Below are 6,550 nucleotides of genomic sequence, written 5' to 3'. Positions count from 1 at the left end.
TTAAGCATTTGCAGAGCTTTTGAAACGCGACGTCTTGTGCCGTGCGGCATGATTACATCATCAATAAAACCACGCGATGCGGCGACAAAGGGGTTCGCAAATTTTTCGCGATACTCTTCTGTGCGCTCTTCGATTTTTTCAACATCGCCAATATCCTGACGGAAAATAATCTCAACAGCACCTTTCGGGCCCATCACAGCAATTTCAGACGTCGGCCAGGCATAGTTTACATCTCCACGTAGGTGCTTGGATGACATCACGTCATAGGCACCACCATACGCTTTGCGAGTTATAACCGTAACCTTTGGTACTGTGGCTTCAGCATATGCATAAAGGAGCTTCGCGCCGTGTTTAATAATGCCGTTGTATTCCTGTGACGTACCGGGCAAGAAACCAGGGACATCAACCAGCGTCACAAGTGGAATATTAAAGCAATCACAAAAGCGAACAAAACGTGCCGCTTTGATTGACGACGCAATATCAAGACACCCGGCAAGAACCATAGGCTGGTTAGCAACAACACCGACGGTTTCACCATCAACTCGTGCCAGACCAACCAAAATGTTTCCCGCATAGTCAGGTTGAATTTCAAAAAATTCACCATCATCGACAATCTTACTAATAAGCTCCTGCATGTCATAGGGCTTATTAGGATTATCCGGGATCAGCGTATCCAAAGAAAATTCATCACGGTCCGCTGGATCTGCCGATGGCCTCGACGGTGCTTTTTCTCTGTTAGATGACGGCAAGAAGCTCATGAAACGACGGAGTTCAAGTAAAGCTTCGACATCGTTTTCAAAGGCAAGATCTGCGACACCTGACTTACTGCTATGTGTGATAGCACCGCCCAGTTCTTCCGCTGTGACTTCTTCGTGGGTCACTGTTTTCACAACATCAGGCCCAGTCACAAACATGTAAGAGCTATCTTTCACCATAAAGATGAAGTCAGTCAGTGCTGGCGAATAAACCGCACCGCCTGCACAAGGCCCCATTATCATGGAAATCTGGGGAATAACGCCAGAAGCCATTGCATTGCGTTGGAAAATCTCGGCATAGCCAGCAAGGGAATCAACGCCTTCTTGAATTCGTGCGCCGCCTGAATCATTAAGGCCAATAACCGGGGCCCCAACTTCCATGGCTTTATCCATGATTTTTATGATTTTTTGCGCATGAGAAGCAGAGAGTGAACCACCAAAAACGGTAAAGTCTTGGCTATAAACAAAAACCAGACGACCATTAATTGTACCACTTCCAGTGACAACACCGTCACCCGGAACACTTTGTTGTTCCATACCGAAGTCGATGCAACGGTGTTCAACAAACATGTCCCATTCTTCAAAGGAGCCTTCGTCGAGTAAGACGTCAATGCGTTCACGCGCTGTAAGTTTTCCCTTACCATGCTGCGCATCAACCCGACGCTCTCCTCCACCGCTTCTGGCAGCCTGTCGCTTTGCTTCCAGCTTTTGTATGATATCCTGCACGTGTTCCCCCACGTTGTTATGTCATCAATTCCGAGGCGCAGTTTTGCACTGCGATATTTAACAGGACGTAATTGATAGCACGTAGGGTTTAACGATACTAGTACTCTGTAACTAGTCAGTCATGAATTAGACTTAAAAATTTCATTGCAGTGCGAAATTCAGTTAAAATATTTACATGACGCTGTTCAGCTTCTTCATCGGCACCCCAACGTTCGATCTGAAATTTTTCATGTAAAAGTACGGCTTCTATAGCTTTTTCAACATCTATATGTTTTTTCAACAGTGCCAAACCCACAATTAAAGAGCCACTTGTTCTGACGATAGTCGATAAGGCTGCCAACTCCATATTGGGAAAACTGCACACCGATTTCTTAAGTGCAGAGACCGCACTTTCGGGTTGCTCGACGCTCAAAAGGCCACTGGTTGTTACAAGAGGAGCATCAAAAGTAAGCGCTGCCCAATCCAGCAACGGTTGCCAAACATCTTTTTGTAAATCCTGAAGTTCCGGCATGCTGTCATCCCAATAGCACAGCAAATCGTGTCCAGCATATTCTCCAATACCTTCTTCAGCCTGTACTCTTTCCTTGCCAACCCAATCGATAGCCGTACAAGTAAGGGTCATCAGCGGCATTGTCGCCGCATCAATTTCCTTTTCCTGTGCTTGCCATTCCGCAGCCACAGCTTCGGCCAATTGCAAAGTAGGAAACAAAAGCGGAAGCTGTTCAGGCGTTTTAACAACACGTCCATCAAGAAGAACAACAAATCCTTCATCCGTCGCTTCGGCTGTTGCCTGTTTATAAAATCGTTTTAAAGCAAGTGTAGAAGACATCAGTTCAGTCTATTTATCAGTTAGAATTAAACAGCTGGTTTTTCGCAGCTTCTATTGTACCAGATCTGCAAAGCGTTCGGGAAGTTCTTCGCAGGAATTCACAACAATATGGGCGCCCGCATCAAACAGCGTCTGTGTTTCATGATACCCCCAAGAAACACCCACAGCAGAAACACCTGCAGCACGGGCCATTTCTATATCATAGGTCGTATCACCAATCATGACGGTATCTTGTGGCTCAACACCATTTTCTGCCATTGCCTGATACAGAATTTCGGGATGTGGCTTACTCGGCCCATCATCTGCTGTTTTCAACGTGACAAAATGATCATGAAATCCATGATGATCGAGGCTCTTTTTAAGTCCACGCAAATTTTTACCCGTCGCGATAGCCAATAACGTTTCTGGCCGATCCAGACGTTGAAGCATTTCCCGGACACCAGCAAAAACGGGTTCTTCGAAACAAGGCTTTTGTCGTGCTTTAACAAAAGATTCTCTGTAAGAGTCAGAAACCATACAGGCCAACTCCCAGCTGGCATCCTGTGGGAGCATCTCTGCCACAGCATATTCCAGCTTCAAACCAACGATCCTGCGAACATCTTCCAGGGTCGGTTCCGGAAGACCGTTCAGCAAAAAAGCTTCGACCATATTGTTATGAATATTGAACTGACTATCAACAAGCGTGCCGTCAAAATCAAAAATAACCAGTTTAAAAGGCTGCCTTGGCACCTTTACCTCACTCAATATTAGTTCAGATTTAATATTCTTCGGATTTGTAAAAGTCTCTTAATTCACGTGGAGGACAGTGCGCAAGATCACCGGCATAGCCTTCGAGCAAATCAACCGCGTCATCGCCATGCCCCAGTTTAAAACCAAGCGCTTTCCATGCCTCGACCATATGAGGAGAAAGATCTGCTTTTACCCTGAGCGTTGTACCATCTTCAGGATGAGGCACAGCAATTTCCCGGGCATGCAACATCATATCTTTTGATATTTTATTACCAAGAGGATAAGCATCTTTTCCACCGTACTTACCATCCCCAAGGATTGGGGCCTCTAGTGCGCCGCAATGGGCACGAAGTTGGTGTGTACGTCCTGTCAAAGGCATTAACGCAACCCAGGCTGCTTTACGGCCGACCTTATCAATCATGTTATACAATGTCAGAGCTTCTTTTCCGGTATCATAATCGATCACCATCTTTTCGCCCTGTGCGCCAGCCTGCTTTTCCAGAGGTAGATAAATCCACCCCTTCTTTTGTGGTGGAACAGCAGCAACAAGCGCCCAATAAACTTTTTTAGCTGTTTTACCTTTAAAAGATTTTGTCAGAATACGCGCTGAATTTGCATTCCGAGCAAGGAGTAGAACACCGCTTGTATCCTTATCCAACCGATGCACCAAACGTGGTTTTTCTTGCTTGTCGTAACAGAGAGCTTCCAGCATGCCATCCAGATGCTTGCTTAGCCCCGTTCCACCTTGTACGGCCAAGCCAGCGGGCTTATTCAACGCAATAACAGAATCATCCCTGTAGATTACCATATCCCTGACGTACTGAATTTCTTCAGGGCTCATGGTAGGCTCATTTCTGCGCGGACGATTTTCTGTTGAACGATCAGGAACCGGGGGGACCCGAATTTCCTGTCCTGGCTCTAACCGGGATGAAGCTTTTACGCGCTTACCATCAATACGGATCTGGCCTTTGCGTAACATTTTTTCGACCTGGATATAACTAAAAGCCGGGTAATGTTTTTTGAACCAACGATCAAGACGTACGCCGCCATCATCTGTTCCAACTTTAACCATGGTAACGGCACTCATACGACAAAAGACCTCATTAAATAATAACCAGCAACAAAGGCTGCTATAGAGAGAAAGACAGATAAAGACAAGTACAAGGCAGCTAACCCAATGGCATCACGCTGGAAAAGAACAACTACATCCATCGAAAAAGTCGAAAAGGTTGTAAATGCTCCCAACAAGCCAACAGTCAGAAAAGCTCTCAGTTCTTGTGACACAAGATCACCAACACCAATCAAAGGAACGAGTATGCCCATCGCAAAAGAGCCAACAACATTCACGGTCAAGGTACCAACGGGCATCATGGTTCCCACCATAGAGCCCATCGTGATGATGACCAGATATCGTCCCATTGCCCCGATAGCACCACCAAGAGCAACTGCTGCCAACATCTTCATTACATACCTGCCAGAGTGGCCAAACTAGAATGACCCAAGAAAAATCTTCACAGAAGGTAACTACATAATCTCGTAGCACCTGTGCATTCAGTTCTAACTAACAAATATGAGGCTGTTTGGCAAAATAAGAGAAATGGCTTTTCTATTCGCGTAACAGCCTAAGCTGCCTGTTCGCTTTCGCCACTTTCACGGGGATCACGCAACCAGGATAACAGTTCGTCTGTTTCCATCATGTATACGCCCATACGTCCGAGTTCATGAAGACCTTGTTCCGTCGCATTACACAAAGCATCCGGAACAACAATCACCCGAAAGTCACGGGCACTTGCTTCATAAATTGTTGCCCGTGTTGCCGTGGTAAATGAAAAACCGCAAAGAACAAGCGTGTTTACACCACGGGCTCTAAGTTCATCTTCCAAAGGCGTATCATGGAATGCACCCCAACGAGGGCGATAGAAAATTGACTCGTTTTCACCAATTTCCTGAAACTTACCATCAAAAAGAAGATCCGGATTAATACGAACTTCTTTGCCTTCGGGTTGGATTTCATCAACTAGTTCCGCACCAAGACTGCCCGGCATGAAGATACGCAAGCCCTCTTCGACGGCTGTGCGTCGACAAAGATCAACATTTGACCCGTCCGTTTTATAAAGGCGGATCGAATGATAAATAGAGGAAGAACGATCACGGAACCCCTGAACCAGCTTTTCCATTGCAGGAATAGCACGGGAAAGGCCGGATGCTCGAATAGGGGAACTGGGGAGGATATAGTCTCGCTGCGCAGATAGAGAAATGAGTGCCACATGATCTTTTTGCGGACGAATATAATCTGGCATTGCTGGCCTTACCCTCTTGGAACGTGGTCTGTGTTTCGAAAAACAAGAACTTGTTTTAGGATTTCTGACTACAGGTAACACCAAAATGTCGCACCTCTGCAATCGTCAGATATACATGGCAGACACGCAGATTTTGCATTCCTTGGTTAATAATCAGGTTTTCTGCCGATCTTGGCGTAATTTTTCCCAATAAAGAAGCCGCTTTTTGACCTCTCTTTCAAAGCCTCTTTCCACCGGCTGGTAGAAATTAAGGCGTGGCATATTATCCGGAAAGTAGTTTTGTCCAGAAAAACCATCCTGTGCATCGTGGTCATAGGCATAGTTTTTTCCATACCCAAGGTCTTTCATCATTTTGGTCGGAGCATTCAAAATATGCATCGGAGGAGAAAGAGATCCGGTTTCTTTTGCCGATCGAACACTACTTTTATAAGCAGCATAAGCAGCATTGGATTTCGGTGCTGTGCCAAGATAGATTACAGCCTGCGCCAGAGCTAATTCCCCCTCTGGTGACCCCAGACGCTCGAAGGATTGCCATGCATATAACGCCTGTGACATCGCATTAGGGTCCGCAAGACCAATATCCTCAACAGCAAACCTTAGAAGTCTTCTTGCAATATAATTGGGATCTTCACCACCCGCTAACATCCGGGCCAACCAATAAAGGGCCGCATCACAATCAGAACCTCTCAACGACTTATGTAAGGCTGATATTAAATTATAGTGCCCTTCCTGGCCTTTGTCATAAATCGGGGCGCGTTTTTGAATAACGGTTGCCAGATCTGCCGTGTTCAAAGCCTCACCAGGCGGCAAGGTAAAGAGCTCTTCCGCCATATTTAGAAGGTAACGTCCGTCGCCATCCGCCATGGCAATAACTGATTGGCGAGCCTCATCTGATAGGGGTAGCTCGAACCCCATTTCTTGCTCAGCTCTCACCAACAGATCGTCCATTCCTTCTTCATCTATGCGTTTGAGCACCATGACTTGAGAGCGGGATAATAACGCCGCGTTCAATTCGAACGAAGGATTTTCTGTCGTTGCCCCAACCAAGACAATTGTACCGTCTTCCATATAGGGAAGAAAACTGTCCTGTTGCGCTCTGTTAAATCGATGAATTTCATCGATAAATAGCAATGTCCCCTGCCCCATTGCCTTTCGCTCGCGGGCCTTTTCAAAGATTTTGCGCAAATCCGCAACACCAGAAAAAATGGCTG

The 6,550-nt window shown here is 46.1% G+C and carries 7 protein-coding genes; all 7 read right to left on the bottom strand.

Annotation, left to right across the window (positions count from 1 at the left end; genetic code table 11):
- Positions 1–1,481 (bottom strand): acyl-CoA carboxylase subunit beta (locus tag Q0241_RS03105; RefSeq protein ID WP_299372920.1); only part of this gene is annotated, 1,481 nt, incomplete at its 3' end.
- 115 nt (positions 1,482–1,596) lie between these two features.
- Complete coding sequence (locus tag Q0241_RS03100) at positions 1,597–2,310, bottom strand: ATP12 family chaperone protein (RefSeq protein WP_299372917.1); 714 nt, start codon at positions 2,308–2,310, stop codon at positions 1,597–1,599.
- Positions 2,311–2,361: 51 nt separating this feature from the next.
- Positions 2,362–3,054 (bottom strand): HAD-IA family hydrolase, encoded by a 693-nt coding sequence (locus tag Q0241_RS03095; protein WP_299372912.1) that lies wholly within the window; start codon positions 3,052–3,054, stop codon positions 2,362–2,364.
- Positions 3,055–3,067: 13 nt separating this feature from the next.
- Positions 3,068–4,126 (bottom strand): RluA family pseudouridine synthase, encoded by a 1,059-nt coding sequence (locus Q0241_RS03090; protein ID WP_299372909.1) that lies wholly within the window; start codon positions 4,124–4,126, stop codon positions 3,068–3,070.
- Positions 4,123–4,503: a fluoride efflux transporter CrcB gene (gene crcB, locus Q0241_RS03085; RefSeq protein ID WP_299372906.1), complete on the bottom strand. Its 381-nt coding sequence runs from the start codon at positions 4,501–4,503 to the stop codon at positions 4,123–4,125. Before crcB ends, Q0241_RS03090 begins: the two co-directional genes overlap by 4 nt.
- A 158-nt stretch (positions 4,504–4,661) precedes the next feature.
- Complete coding sequence (locus Q0241_RS03080; RefSeq protein WP_299372903.1) at positions 4,662–5,339, bottom strand: isochorismatase family cysteine hydrolase; 678 nt, start codon at positions 5,337–5,339, stop codon at positions 4,662–4,664.
- Between the two features lie 153 nt (positions 5,340–5,492).
- The coding region (locus tag Q0241_RS03075) for a replication-associated recombination protein A (protein ID WP_299372900.1) at positions 5,493–6,550 on the bottom strand (1,058 nt) is incomplete at its 5' end.

Source organism: uncultured Kiloniella sp., assembly GCF_937128705.1.
Classification (GTDB): Bacteria; Pseudomonadota; Alphaproteobacteria; order Kiloniellales; family Kiloniellaceae; genus Kiloniella.
The sequence above is the reverse complement of the archived record's forward strand: the minus strand, read 5'-3'. Positions and strand labels throughout refer to the sequence as shown.